The 13,910-nt window shown below is 46.2% G+C and carries 11 protein-coding genes; 8 read left to right on the top strand and 3 right to left on the bottom strand.

Annotation, left to right across the window (positions count from 1 at the left end; translation table 11 throughout):
* Nucleotides 1-77: 77 nt before the first annotated feature.
* Complete coding sequence (locus Q1A41_RS04235) at nt 78-563, bottom strand: flavin reductase family protein (protein ID WP_299975140.1); 486 nt, start codon at nt 561-563, stop codon at nt 78-80.
* A gap of 221 nt (nt 564-784) precedes the next feature.
* Between Q1A41_RS04235 and Q1A41_RS04230 the strand changes: the two genes are divergently transcribed.
* The 5 genes from Q1A41_RS04230 (at nt 785) to Q1A41_RS04210 (ending at nt 8,437) form a co-directional block, all read left to right on the top strand.
* Nucleotides 785-1,894, top strand: coding sequence for a histidine kinase (locus Q1A41_RS04230; protein ID WP_299975137.1), 1,110 nt, complete (start codon nt 785-787; stop codon nt 1,892-1,894).
* Between the two features lie 29 nt (nt 1,895-1,923).
* The gene (locus Q1A41_RS04225; RefSeq protein WP_299975135.1) at nt 1,924-2,721 is read left to right on the top strand and encodes a LytTR family DNA-binding domain-containing protein; all 798 of its coding nucleotides are present in this window, start codon (nt 1,924-1,926) and stop codon (nt 2,719-2,721) included.
* A gap of 253 nt (nt 2,722-2,974) precedes the next feature.
* Nucleotides 2,975-6,094, top strand: coding sequence for an efflux RND transporter permease subunit (locus tag Q1A41_RS04220; protein WP_299975132.1), 3,120 nt, complete (start codon nt 2,975-2,977; stop codon nt 6,092-6,094).
* A 55-nt stretch (nt 6,095-6,149) separates the two neighbouring features.
* Nucleotides 6,150-7,208 (top strand): efflux RND transporter periplasmic adaptor subunit, encoded by a 1,059-nt coding sequence (locus Q1A41_RS04215; protein ID WP_299975129.1) that lies wholly within the window; start codon nt 6,150-6,152, stop codon nt 7,206-7,208.
* A 230-nt stretch (nt 7,209-7,438) separates the two neighbouring features.
* Nucleotides 7,439-8,437, top strand: a complete 999-nt coding sequence (locus Q1A41_RS04210) for a hypothetical protein (protein ID WP_299975126.1) — start codon at nt 7,439-7,441, stop codon at nt 8,435-8,437.
* 3 nt (nt 8,438-8,440) lie between these two features.
* On the opposite strand, the gene Q1A41_RS04205 is transcribed toward Q1A41_RS04210, so the two are convergent.
* Entirely contained in the window at nt 8,441-9,868 is a 1,428-nt protein-coding gene (locus Q1A41_RS04205) for a CoA transferase (RefSeq protein WP_299975123.1), read from the bottom strand.
* 151 nt (nt 9,869-10,019) lie between these two features.
* Here Q1A41_RS04205 and Q1A41_RS04200 point away from each other — a divergent pair, with 151 nt between their 5' ends.
* Nucleotides 10,020-11,432, top strand: a complete 1,413-nt coding sequence (locus tag Q1A41_RS04200) for a DEAD/DEAH box helicase (protein ID WP_299975120.1) — start codon at nt 10,020-10,022, stop codon at nt 11,430-11,432.
* 40 nt (nt 11,433-11,472) lie between these two features.
* Complete coding sequence (locus Q1A41_RS04195) at nt 11,473-11,943, top strand: NYN domain-containing protein (RefSeq protein ID WP_299975117.1); 471 nt, start codon at nt 11,473-11,475, stop codon at nt 11,941-11,943.
* Nucleotides 11,944-11,978: 35 nt separating this feature from the next.
* Here the strand turns inward: Q1A41_RS04195 and Q1A41_RS04190 are convergent, their stop codons facing one another.
* Complete coding sequence (locus tag Q1A41_RS04190; protein ID WP_299975114.1) at nt 11,979-12,563, bottom strand: hypothetical protein; 585 nt, start codon at nt 12,561-12,563, stop codon at nt 11,979-11,981.
* Nucleotides 12,564-12,884: 321 nt separating this feature from the next.
* Between Q1A41_RS04190 and Q1A41_RS04185 the strand changes: the two genes are divergently transcribed.
* Nucleotides 12,885-13,859: an AraC family transcriptional regulator gene (locus Q1A41_RS04185; RefSeq protein ID WP_299975111.1), complete on the top strand. Its 975-nt coding sequence runs from the start codon at nt 12,885-12,887 to the stop codon at nt 13,857-13,859.
* Nucleotides 13,860-13,910: the final 51 nt, after the last annotated feature.

Below are 13,910 nucleotides of genomic sequence, written 5' to 3'. Positions count from 1 at the left end.
GAAGAGCTGCGCATTCTACCGAATCGCTTTTCTAAGTCAAGGATTTTTATAGATTTTTTTACAATAGCAAAGCGGGATTATAAATAGCCACCATCACCGTAGATTAAGGGGGCAAATTGATCATTATCCAAGCAAACCCCATCAATTTGGCCAATCACGATATCGTGTGTGCCATAAGAATGAACTTGATCCACCTTACAACTAAAGCTTACTTGGGAACCTTTGAGCAGCGGGACCTGCTCGGCATTATCTTGCCATTGACCAATAGTAAAGCGCCCTTCCCCTTGCTCCCCGCCTGCACAGGCATTAGAAATATCTTGTTGGTCAGCACTGAGAATATTGACCGCAAAAGCTACACCTGGCTGCAGTGAAGCGGCCATGGTAGTTGCTTTATTCACACAAACTAGCAAAGAAGCAGGACTATCTGATACAGAAGTAACCGATGACGCGGTCATCGCTTGACGGCCGCTCTCTTCGTCACGACAGGTCACTACGGCCACGCCTGAAGCCAATCGGCGCATACCTGCTTTCATTGCCGCGCCCAGATCCTGTTCACAATTCATACACTTGATGCCTTATATGAGATCACTCATTAACGTTGTTGTACTTGTTATTTACTCTAAGCGATAGCTTATCAAGCCGGATCGAAAAAACCCATTACTTTACAGGTAAAATTAATCATGTTCCGCGGCGCCTAGAGCCACCTGCCTATTTTAGCGCCCAATTGAGCAAAAGCCACGATAAAGAAAAGCCTGCCCTTGTTACAGGCCGTTATAATAAGACCATGAAACTTTCAAAACTCCTACAAGACAAACGCTACTTATTTTGGGCCCTACAATTTGCCGGCTGGACGGCATGGGGGGTCTCATTCTATTTGGGCGTGTTGTTCTGGGGCAAACTGCCCAACGATTATCTAATCTATCTGCCCGTTGTCAGTACCATTGGCATGTTACTAACGTTGCCATTACGAGCACTGTACCGCTATATGTGGGAAATGAGCGCTATCCGCCGCCTCGTTGCGGTCGTATTCGCCTCCTATCTTGCCGGCTGTGTTTGGATGGCCTCTCGTAGCTGGGTGTTCTACAACATGTTCCCAGAACGTCGTAAACCCAAGTACGAGGACTATGACGGCATAGAGAAGCTGGTGGCGTACTTTGACGGTGCGACCACAGCTAGCTGGGTAATACTAGTATGGAGCGGTCTCTACTTCGGCATCAAATATTATATGCTGTTGCAAGAAGAGCGTCAGCGTGGTTTAAAGGCCTTATCTATGGCCCACGAAGCCCAACTTAAAATGTTGCGCTACCAGCTCAATCCGCATTTTTTGTTTAATACGCTCAATGCCATCTCCACGTTGATCTTGGATAAAGATACTCAGCTGGCCAACACGATGGTCACCCGCTTGAGCCGCTTTTTGCGCTACTCCTTAGATAATGACCCCATGCAAAAGGTGACCGTTGACGAGGAAGTCGAAGCACTACGACTGTATTTGGATATTGAAAAAGTTCGTTTTGACGAACGACTCAAGTTGAAATTTGATATTGATAGCGATGCCAAAAACGCCTTGATGCCAAGCTTGCTATTACAGCCACTAGTAGAAAATGCGATTAAATATGCCATTGCGCAAGCGGTGAATGGCGGTACCATCGCCATCGAAGCCAAAACCTTTGGCAATGACTTATTGCTCGCCGTGATTGACGATGGCCCAGGTATAGACAGCTTGCACAACCCCCAGAGCCGCAGTAGCAGTGGTGTCGGCTTAGGCAATTGCCGTGAACGTTTACAAGAGCTTTATGGCAGTGAGCAATCTTTCAGACTAAGCCATACAGAACCGCACGGTTTGACAATTAATATTAGAATTCCACTGGAACGTGCCGATAAAGCAAAGGCCTAAGCACTATGCAGATTCAAAAGGAAGAAAATATGAGCAAACTCAGCGCCATTATTGTCGATGACGAGCAACTGGCTCGCCGCGGACTACAACTGCGCCTTGAGGAACTGTCTGACATTGAAGTTAAGGCTCAGTGCAGTAATGGCGAAGAGGCTATTTCTGCGATCTCGGCCTTACAACCCGATGTAGTATTCCTAGATATTCAAATGCCAGGGATGAGTGGCTTTGATGTAGTCTCACGCTTACAGGGCGATAATTTACCGTTGATCATATTTGTAACGGCTTTTGATCAATACGCCATCGATGCTTTTAAAGTGCATGCTGTCGACTATGTTCTTAAACCTATCGACGATGAGCGTCTTAAAGAAGCAATAGAGCGTGCACAAAAACACATTGAGCAACAGCAAAATGCTGACAGCAAAGAAAAACTCATGAAACTGCTCATGGAATACACTGGCAGCAATGATGTTGACGCTCTTATCGAAAGTAATGGCAATACCTACCCAGACACTATCAATATTAAAGACGGTAGTGAGATTCAGAGGGTTAAAACTTCCGATATCGAATGGATCGACGCTGCCGGCGATTATATGTGTGTCCACGCTGGCGGTAATACCCATATCATGCGCAAAACTATGAAGGATTTGCAAACCCTGCTAAACCCAGATGTTTTCCTACGCATTCACCGTTCCACTATCGTGAATGCTCGCTGTATTAAAAGCGCCCAGACACTAAATAATGGCGAGTATATGTTAAGTCTAGAGAATGGAAGCCAGTTAAAAGTTAGCCGCAGCTATCGCGATAAAATCAAACAGCTGTTTGGCAACTAAGAAAAACGAATACCCCACAATGTAAATCACTTATGGCGCCGATGGCGCCGTTTTTTTACCTACCCTGTTCTATCAGCACGTCAAAAATAATTCTAACGTTTCCCTCACTCATTTCGTCTCAGCTAAAACTCTCTAAAAAATAGAATATTCCCAATTAACGCAAGCCCTAACCGGACTGGCTACACCACCTTAATTGTGGCGGCAGGTATTGCTAAAGTTACACCATCGCAAGAGTAAAAATTCGGAGAAGCTCGTGAAGCTGACATCCAGTGCCTTAAAAAACCCCGCCGCCGTACTCGTCATTTTGGCCATGATTTTATTGTTTGGTCTTTACAGTCTAAGTAAGCTGCCGGTGCAATTATTTCCAGACATTCAAAACCCAGCCATTACTGTGCAAACCAGTTGGCGCGCAGCATCACCACGAGAAGTGGAATCGGAAATCGTCGAGCCAATCGAATCGGTGTTACGCGGTTTACCTGGCATGAAAAGCATGCAGGCATTCGCCAACAAAGGTAACGCCTTTATTGAAATGGAGTTTGGTTTAGAAACCGATATGCAGCGCAGCTTAATGGAAGTAATCGCTCGCATGAACCGTTTAGACCCACTGCCTAGAGACGCCTCCCAACCCGTTGTAACCTTAGGTCGCGGACGTGGTGGCGACACCCCCGCTCTGACCTATTTCTTTTTACAGCAACTTCCGGGTACCAAAGGCAATATTCACGATTATCAATCTTTCGCTGAAGATGTGATCCGCCCAGCAATTGAAGCAGTGCCGGGTGTGGCTCGCGTTACCGCACAAGACTCATCGGCAAGCCCAGAAGAATTGGTGATTTCCTTTGATCCATATCGAGCCGCTGAACTTGGTATTCCATTAAGCACCGCCGCAGCAAGACTTGGCCGTGCCAATGATGTCAGCGGCGGTTTTGTCGATGTTGGTCGCCGCCAATATACCTTGCGCTTTACTGGACGCTATGAACCTTGGGAGCTAAAAGAACTGGTTCTAGAGTGGCGTGATGGGCGCCCTATTAAGCTCGGCGACATTGCCGATATTAAAGTGACTCGTGAAGAAACACTGCTTCACAACACGCAAAATGGCAACCCAGCTATTTCAATTCGCATCGATAAAGAAAACAGCGCCAATGCCCTACAAACACTTGTTACTGTAAAAGAAACCGTTGAGAAACTGAACCAAGAGCGATTACAAAGCAAAGGGCTAATAATGGCTCAGTCTTTTGATGCCAGTGTGTTTATTTACCGGGCCATCACCTTGGTAACCAGCAATATTGTATTGGGCATTTTGTTAGCGGTTGGCATTCTTTGGTGGTTTCTAAGACGATTGCGGGCTACTTTAATTGTTGCCATTGCTATCCCCACTTCCCTGTTGGCAACTTTTATCATGCTAAAGCTTACCGGCCGCAGTTTAAATATTATTTCACTAGCGGGCTTAGCGTTTGCCGTAGGCATGGTACTGGACGCTGCCATAGTGGTGCTTGAGAACATTGTACGTCTGCGTGAAAAAGGCCTGAGCGATGATCAAGCATCTTTACAGGGTGCCGGGCAAGTCTGGGGAGCATTGCTGGCCTCTACCGCCACTACAGTTGCCATCTTCTTACCTGTGATGTTTATGAAAGAAGTTGAAGGCCAGCTTTTTTCCGACCTAGCAATCACTATCGCCATTGCTGTTGTTATGTCGCTGTTTATTGCGGTTAGTATTTTACCCTTGGCGGCAAAATATTGGCTGAAAGATTTAAGCTTAAACGATCACAACCTTGGGCTGTGGGAAAAAATAAGCAATACCGTCATGAGACTGACAAGCTCTACTAAGAAAAGAGTTATTGTCGCAGCGACGTTAATCTGTGTGCCTGTTACCGCCAGCTATATCTTACTTCCAGAAATGGATTATTTGCCGCCAGTTAAGCGTGATGCCGTAGATGCCTTTTTCCGACTACCGCCTGGCATAAATAAAGATACCGTCGCTAAAGAGTATATTCAGGTACTCGATGAGCGTATGAAACCTTTTATGGAAGGTACTCGCGAGCCCGCCCTTAAAAATTATTACATTCTGACTTTTGGCAGCTTTGGCGGCACCATGGGTGCGCGAGTTAAAGATCAATCCCAGGTCAAAGCGTTAGAAAAAATCATGCGCGAAGAAATTTTTGTAGATCTTCCTGACCTACGTGCTTATCCAGCTCAGGGAAATCTATTTGGCGGATTTGGTGGCGATCGCAGCGTCGCCATTCATTTGCAATCGAAAGACCGTGCCGCATTAGCGAAAGCCGCTGCGCTTGGCCAAAGCAAATTGCGTGAAGTGCTTAAGATACAAGATGTGCGCGTTAATCCAAGCTTAGAACAAACCGAGCCGGAATTACGCTTACACCCCAATGATCGGAAAATCGCCGAAACTGGCTGGCGTCGTAGTGATATTGCACAGATTGTTCGCTCTATGGGCAATGGGCTCTATGTCGGTGAACATTTTAATGGTGAAAAACGCTTAGATATTATTCTTCGCGCCCAGCCTTGGGCCTCACCTGAAGCCTTAGCAACGACACCTTTGGCCACTCCGGCAGGCAATATCGTGCCACTCGGCGAACTGGTTACAGTCGATAGAACGGTTGGCCCCCAGCAATTACGCCGTATTGATCGACGTCGTACGATAAGCATTAATATTCGCCCACCAGAAGATATGTCGCTCGAACATATTATGGAAGTTATCAAAGCCGACGTGGAGCCTTTGCTGCGCCAAGAACTACCAGAAGATGCAAGCATTCTCTACGGTGGTAGTGCCAATGCTTTGGAGCGTGCCGTTAACTCAATGGCCAGTAATTTCGCCATTGCATTATTGGTGCTGTTCTTACTCATGGCCGCATTGTTTCGATCAGCGAAAGATAGCCTACTGGTTGTTTTAGCGATGCCTTTAGCAATGGCCGGGGGTATTTTTGCCCTGCAAATACTCAATGTATTTACCTTTCAACCCTTAGATCTGCTAACCATGATCGGCTTTGTGATTTTGCTGGGCTTGGTTGTCAATAATGCCATCTTACTGGTGCACCAGACTCGCAGTGCCGAGCGAGAAGGAATGAGCAGAGATGAAGCCGTACGTTCAGCTTTAATGACGCGCCTACGCCCAATATTTATGAGCACGGCCACCAGTGTATTCGGCATGCTGCCCCTGCTATTAATGCCGGGCGCTAGCAGTGTTATTTATCGTGGCCTTGCCGCCGTTATTGTTGGTGGGATGTGTATCAGTACCCTATTTACGCTTGTCTTATTGCCCTGTTTTTTAAGAATGGGACGCAAGCAGGAATCTATCGAATCAAATCAAAGCGATACGCTAAATATAGAAACAAAAACAGTAACGGAGCCCAGCGCTTAGCTGTGAACCATAGAAACTCACCATATCAAATAATGCTGCACAAGAGAGACTTGTGATGAAACGACTTAAAACATATTTTTATTCAGGCCTAGCATTCAGCGCTGTATTTTTGAGCGCTGCAAGCCAGGCCCAAGCTCCGGCGACCGCAGTGGAAACTGCCCAAGTTAGCCTTAGCCAAAATGATAATTTGGCACGCTTACCTGGAACGGTAATCAGCCTACGTGATGCCCTACTCTCCGCAGAGATTGGTGGGCGTTTAGAATGGCTGGCGGAAGTTGGAGATACCGTAGAGAAAGGCGATACAATTGCTAAAATTGATGATCACCTACTTACCCTTCAGCTGCGTAATGATCAAGCACAAATCAAACGCATTAAGGCGGATCTTAACTATCAGCGCCGACAGCAAGAACGCCTTAGCAAGCTTTTGCAAAACAATAGCGTAGCCAAAAACGAGTTAGACCAAGTGGAGTCTCGCATTGGTATTTTGCAACAAGACTTAGCCATTGCAAAAATTAACGCCGAGCGCGCCCAATATCAACTAGAGCGCAGTAAAGTTGTAGCGCCTTTTAGTGGCGTAATTGCTAATCGCGAAATGAACTTAGGCGAGCTTACTCAAGTCGGCAGTCCATTATTGCGTTTGGTGGATACCAAACAGCTAGAGATTAGTGTAAACGCTCCCCTACGAGTCGCTCGTTTTAACCAGCCCGGAACAATGGTGGCTGTACATAGAGACAAGCAAGAGATCAGCACAGAAATTCGCGGCGCGGTTCCCGTCGGCGATGAACGCTCTCGCATGATGGAGTTGCGTTTAAAATTACAAGGTAGTGAATGGCTGATTGGTGAAGCCGTTACCGTAGAGCTGGCCCAAGCGGCTAGTCGACAACAACTTAGCGTACCCCGCGACGCTCTAGTACTAAGAGAGCAAGCTGTCTATGTATTTCGTGTAAATAGTGACGGCAAGGCCGAAAGAATCGAGGTAGAGCCCGGTGCTGGACAAGGAAACCAAATCAGTATTAATGGCGAACTAGAGGCAGGAGATAAGGTTATTGTTAGAGGGGCGGAAAATCTAAAAGATGGGCAGTCGCTCAAAATAATTACGGCGGCGAATGGCTAAAGTGCAACCCCGCTGTGCCAGCGGCGGGGTTAATCTGATAAGCCCTATTAATCAGGCGCATCGCTTTGAAATAACTTTTTCTTTATCTCTATCCTTTCTTTTAGCTGTTTAAAGTCATTTTCACATTTATGACATATGTCATCTTCATTTGCTGACAATCGACAAGTCACAAGTCCCCCCTTGGCTCCTATACTGCTCACAACTAATCACTGAGATGTAAATGGTGCCCAATGAAAACCCTTGCTAAAATTCTGTTTACTTGTATTGCGTTAATCCTCGTACTTCTACATGGCGCAGCCCTACACGCCAGCTCCCAGAGCAAACTTGTAAGCTATGAAACGGACTTCTACGATCAAGACCGGCAGCGCCCTATAAAAGTGACTGTTTGGTACCTAAGTGGAGAAAGTGGCAATAGCTGCGAATCGAGCGCCAACAGCAGATGCCTAGCAACAAGTTCAAGCAAAGCCAAACTTGTCGTATTAAGTTATGGCGCAATGGGATCGGTACGATCTATGAATTGGTTAGCCTACCCGCTTGCGGCCAAAGGTTATATCGTGGCGGGCATTAATCACTTTGGCGAATCCTGGGTCTATGGTCGCGAAAACACTCAGACTCAAGCCGCATTAAAACTATGGGAACGCCCACTAGATATTAGTTATGTGCTAGACCAATTCAACAAACAGTCACCCTTTCAGCTTCCTTTAGATATCGAAAATACCACGGCAATCGGCTTTTCTTCGGGCGGCTCTACCGTATTAAGCTTGGCTGGCGCTCGCTATGCATTCGAGCAAGCCCGTATACATTGCCAGAACGCCGCCAAGGTGGATCTAAGCTGCCGCTATACCCAAGATGATTTACCCGAGCTGCCAAAACGAGCGAAACAAAGCCTAAAGGATAATCGAATTAAACAAGTTATCGCTTTAGACCCAGCCGCAGGCCATATCACTAGCACCAAAAGCTTAACTAAGATTACCGCCAAAGCTCTAATTTTCGGCTTAGCTAACGGTGATTTTCTTCCACTGCAATACCACGCCGGTTTTTATCAAGAACACATTAAAAACTCTGAACTGTACCGCTTCGAAGGTAATGAGGGCCACTTTGTTTTCCAAGATAGCTGCGAGCTTGATATTAAGGTGCATGGAATTGCGCTGTGTACGGACAAAAAAGGTGTTGATCGAAAGAAGGTTCAACAGCAGGCTCTATCTAGGATATTTGAATTTTTGAAATAAAACTTACCACCAACAAGCCCCACTAGCTCCAGGTTTAACGGAGGCCTGCTCAAATACGCAAGAAGCCCCATTAAATTCAGCAGCGTGGGGCATTGCCTTTAATTCGCCATAATCGCATTTATAAGGTTGAAGGAAAGATCTAAAATTCTGGCCTGAATTCATTGTTTGAAGCGAGCTTGGCCCCAATGAACGTAAAAAATTAGCCGTTTGCAAAAGCGAGCAACGCACACGCCAACTGCCGCCTTCATGGGCTCGCTTTAACAGTGCGACCTGGCAGCCAAAGGCTATTAGAAATCCAGTAGCAAAATCCAAAATCTGCACAGGGAATGCCTTAGGCATTGGTAGTTCGGTAGATGCAGCGGATGAATCGTAAGCAACAGATTCTGCCCAATTAAAACCGCAAGCAGTTTGTACTATTGAATCAAAACCCCGCATTTTCGCCCAAGGGCCAAGGTGCCCAAATGCTGACAGCTCCGCATAGATCAAACCGGGCTTATGTTTGCATAGAAACTCAACATCTAAGCCAAGTTTCTCCAAGCTACCAGGGCGGTAGCTTTGCACAAACATATCGCTATCGGAAACTAAATCCAATAATGAATCCCTACCCGAGGCCTGTTTAAGATTAAGGAGGCAGGATCGTTTACCTCGCCCGGTGTCCGTTACATGATCTATATTAGGGAGCCCAGGTCCATTCACACTAAGTACCTTCGCACCGTAAGCTGCGAGAGTTCGTGTTGCTACTGGGCCAGCTAATATGCGTGTTAAATCTAGAGCTTTAATCTCCGATAAAGGGCGCTTTGCATTCCCAGGGAGCGTTATTGGAGGGCTATCAGCAATCTTTTCTATCTGTAAAAGCGGTAGTTTAGCTGACGCTAAAGCCTGTGGATGTCCCTGCCAAGCTTCAGGGCTGCGCATCTTGGCAACAATTGCCCCGCAATTTGCGGCTCTATCCTCGAGTTCTTGTGCTGGATAGCTAAGAAGCCTGTGTTTGACTTGCTCTGGGCTACAAGAATCAGCAGCGACCAGGTCAATCATTCCCAAGAAAGCATCACGGTGGTGATCAAAATTTGCATGAACTCTGATGTAGCCATCCTGACACTTATATACCCCAGAATACTTCGCCCAAGCCTCAGGGCTTCGACCATTAATGGTAAATAGCGCCGTACATTCAGCTTCAGCGGCATTAAGCGGGACTTGTACCTTGCCTTCTTGCCAACTTTCGCTATGAGCTTGCTTCCTAGTCCTATGCACCTCACTGGCGATTAAGGCTGAAGCCCCAATACAGCCTTGGGCGAGTTCACTGAGCGCAAAACTACTAGACAGCATAGCTTTACCCTGTGGCAACTCTAAGCGGTGCATGGCAGAGGGATCTAGGCCAAAGTCCTGCCAAAGCTGACTGACGATTGATTGAGCCACTGATGTTTTTTCCATCAACACACCCTTGCCTGTCAAAAGTGCCCATTACAGTATCATTTTCTATGGGTATTTTCGCCGCCTGCAATTTAGCCATAGCTGCTGCAAGCCATTTACGGTAAGCTGCGCGCTTGCCAAATTTGGCGTACTGATTGAGTTTTCCTTATATATGAGTTTTGAACAGTTGGGTCTGTGTACCCAAATTTTGAGTGCTGTAGCTAAGCAGGGCTATAGCGAACCTTCCCCTATCCAAGCCCAGTCTATCCCCGCTATTTTGGCCGGCCGCGATGTTATGGCGGCGGCCCAAACCGGCACCGGTAAAACCGCTGGCTTTACCCTACCCTTATTAGAACTGTTAAATGGTGGGCAACTGGCCAAGAGCAATCAGGCACGAGCCCTCGTGCTTACCCCCACTCGCGAGCTTGCGGCCCAAGTAGGCGATAGCGTTGCAAATTACGGCAGCGAGCTCCCCATGCGATCGGCGGTTGTCTATGGGGGGGTTAAGATCAACCCACAAATGCAAAAGCTTCGCAAAGGCGCGGATATCTTAGTGGCCACCCCAGGCCGCTTATTGGACTTGTACAACCAAAACGCCATCGCTTTTGATGAATTAGAGATTTTGGTACTTGATGAAGCCGATCGCATGCTGGATATGGGCTTTATTCACGACATTAAACGTATATTGAAGCTACTGCCTAAAAGGCGCCAAAACCTGTTGTTCTCAGCGACCTTTTCTGACGAGATACGTGCCTTAGCTAAAGGGCTTGTGTATGACCCGGTTGAGATATCTGTAACGCCAGCCAACAGCACCGCTAATACGGTCGAGCAATGGATCTACCCGGTAGATAAGTCCAACAAATCAAAATTACTTAGCAAGCTGATCAGCGATAACAACTGGCAACAGGTGTTGGTGTTTTCTCGTACCAAACACGGCGCCAATCGCCTTTGTAAGCAGCTTACAGCGCGAGGCATTGAGAGCGCAGCGATTCATGGCAATAAAAGCCAAGGCGCGCGAACCAAAGCCTTGGCAGATTTTAAAAGCGGTCGTATCCGAGCCCTTGTAGCCACCGATATTGCCGCTCGCGGCCTTGATATCGAGCAGCTACCCCAAGTGGTAAATTATGATTTGCCCAACGTTGCCGAAGATTATGTGCATCGAATTGGTCGTACGGGACGAGCCGGCGCAACAGGCCAGGCGGTTTCTTTAGTTTGCCAAGACGAAAGTAAACTGTTATCGGATATCGAGAACCTGATTAAAAAGCACCTGCCTCGACAGGAGTTCCCAGGTTTTGAAGCAAGCGCGGCGCTTCCGGTATCTAAGCTTAGCGATAAGCCTAAAAAGCCCAAGAAACCTAAAAAACCAAAACAGACAGCAAACAACGGGGCTGAGCAAAAGAACACCACTAAAGCTAAGCCTGCCGCCCGTAAAGCAAACAGTAATAAAACGCCTAATAGCAAGGCCAATACGGGGGAGCAAACAAGAAGGCGCCGAGCTGCAACTAAAACATCAGCTGCCAAAGGAAGCGGCGAGAGCAGCAAAAAGAAAAGTGGACCTTGGGCAAAAAGCAAAGCCAAGAATTAGTAGCAAACAATAAAATATTAGACAACACATAAGATAAAAAATGAAAACCGCCCTCTTCGTCGATGTTCAGAATATCTACTACACCTGCCGACAGGCGTATGGGCGGCAGTTCAATTACCGTAAATTTTGGCAAACTATCAGCGCCGAAGGTGAAATCACCCTGGCAAATGCCTACGCCACGCATAGAGGCGATGATGGGCAATTGAAGTTTCAAAATGCCTTAAAACACATTGGCTTTACCGTAAAACTCAAACCCTATATCAGTCGTGCCGATGGTTCCTCTAAAGGCGACTGGGATGTAGGGATTACCATTGATGTTTTAGAAGCGGCCGAACAAGTAGATCGTGTTATTTTATTATCTGGTGATGGCGACTTCGACTTATTACTGGAAAAGATCAAACGCAAACATAAAGTGAAAGCAGATGTGTTCGGTGTTCCCGCGTTGACAGCCGACAGCTTGATAGACTCAGCCAGTCAGTTTTTTCCCATTGAAGAATCTCTTTTACTCTAGGGTTTGCCACAAACTGCTTCCATTTTCCCTATAAACTAGATCCCAATTTTTAATTCCCCACCTTCTAGGCTAAAAGCAGGCGAAAACAAATGAGCGACACTCTCGTTGACACTGCGACCACTCAAATCATAAACAAATGTTTTCCGCTTACGTTCACTGATAGGATCATTGCAAATAATTCCGCCGTTTAACAGGATATCATCTATGATTATTTGCTGAGAAACATAACTTAAATACTCACAAGATCGGCTAGGGTAACGATGCTGTTTATAGGCCAATAGCTTTAAGCCAAATTTTGATTCCACCGAGAAAACACGAAACTGTGAATTCAATTCACGCTTAGGGCGTACATAGATAGGAACATCAAGGTTTGTCCTACTTTTACGCAGAAAATGGGTATTTTCAGGTTTCAGACGAACAATTAAGTAGGCCGACTCTCGTCTTATAAAAACTTTTAGCTCTCCGCGTTTCATATCAGAAACATCGAATAAGATATAAGGCGGGCGTTCGTAGACACTAATAAATATCAATAACAGACTCATTGGGAATACCGCAGCCCATAAGCCCACACGCTCTATTTTTTCCAGATCTCTATAAGCTGCAAGAATACCTTTAAACATAATCATCTATTTCCATATAAAACATCATCTACCGATCAGGGTGCGAGTGATGGCTTGAAAATACAGACGCCGAGTCGCTCAGTTTTACAGAAAACGTGCCTACTAACAGCAGCAAGGATGACTTAAATGCCATTATATGGCATTGGCAACGATAACCGTCTTTTAATGTGGCTTAATTCGCACAGCGCACATCTCTAAAAAATTTGTAGGAGGTCTAAGCGTCTACCATTGTCTAATAGACAGTTAGGCACAAAACTTGGCCAAATCAATTGGCTGAATTAGAATCTCGACCCACAAAACAATAATGATATGCCATAGCCTATGTTAAACGTCACACGCCCTCTAAATCGGCACCCACTGTTTAAGTCTCATAATATTGATGAGGCTCATGAGCTCGTTGCCAAACACGTAAAGCCCCACAGCATTCAAATTGCGGGAAAGGAGTCGGCATTAAACGTCCAGTTCGACGGCTTAAATCTGGGTGATATATCTCTGTTTCATGTTTATTACGGTGCTGCTGTCAGGGTAAACCCTCATAGTGAATCAGAATCTTTTTTTATCCAATACACCCTATCAGGCGATGGCAAAGTTCAACATCAGGGTAAGGAAATTAACACCCAAAGCAGTGACACCGTAGTTGTCTCACCTAGCTTGCAATACCAGATGCAATTGGAGGAGCAATGCAGCCGAATTGCCATTGAAATCAATAAACAAGCCCTTGAAAAACAGCTATCAATGGCTTTGGGAGCCGAAATTGAACAGCCTCTGGAATTTGAATTTCACCAGCAAGACAATCAGGGCAGCTGGAAAAATACGATTAACTATGCCTTGCAGCAAATCGAACTAGCTCCTCAATTGATAGAAAGTAAAGCTGGTAAAAAAGCATTATCCGATCTTTTAATAGCCCAACTTTTGCAGACCCAACGACATAATTACCAGCAGGCTTTACAGCAGCCCGGCGACATTATGATGCCCACACATTTACGAAAGGCAGTTGATTTTATTCAGGACAATATCAGTAACCCACCTTCTATGATTGAACTGGCAGCCTATTGCAACACTTCAGTGCGTACACTACAGCGTAGTTTTAGCCGATGCCTGAACGACACACCTTTGGCTTACATTCGCAAACAACGACTTAGCGCCATCCACAGCGTATTACTCGCTACAAAAGATAAAGAAGCCGGACAATTAACCCGTATTTTGCTGGATTACGGTATTACAGACTTTGGGCGCTTTGCGCACTACTACCGACAACGCTACGGTTGTAAACCCAGCGATACCCTTAAAAAGTAGCCCCCCCTCTTTCACCATCAATTCCAATGTCGCAAATGGCAGAAACTGCCG

This window comes from uncultured Pseudoteredinibacter sp. (assembly GCF_947502065.1).
Classification (GTDB): Bacteria; Pseudomonadota; Gammaproteobacteria; order Pseudomonadales; family Cellvibrionaceae; genus Pseudoteredinibacter.
Note: the sequence above shows the minus strand (reverse complement) of the source record. Positions and strands in the feature narration are given on the sequence as shown.